Annotated in this window: 1 protein-coding gene; it reads left to right on the forward strand. The window is 39.4% G+C overall.

Going from position 1 to position 310, the window contains the following annotated elements; all coding sequences use genetic code 11:
- Positions 1 to 310 (forward strand): hypothetical protein (locus tag KIH86_RS09375; protein ID WP_223110413.1); only part of this gene is annotated, 310 nt, incomplete at both ends.

A 310-nucleotide genomic window follows, 5' to 3' on the forward strand; every position in this document is an offset into this window, starting at 1 on the left:
AAGCGATATCGGAAAATTTCTTTCCTGCTTCCAAGGTGCTTTGCTGGATAATTCTATTTTATCCAATGTACTCATTTTTGATCAGCTTAACAGTATGAATGACTATTTTATGCGAACGGATGCTTTTCTCCCTAGAAACATTGTTAACCTTATTGAGTTGGAGAAAAAGGAACAGTCCGAAGAGATTTTAAAAAGCATACATACTTCTCGTCTGACTCCCCAGCAAAGAAAGGGGAATCAGGTTATACTCAGCATTTGTATTCCCAGCTTCAACCGGGGAAACAGAGCCTACGACAACGTGCTGCATTTA

Source organism: Paenibacillus sinensis (assembly GCF_019904155.1).
Classification (GTDB): domain Bacteria; phylum Bacillota; class Bacilli; order Paenibacillales; family Paenibacillaceae; genus Paenibacillus_AQ; species Paenibacillus_AQ sinensis.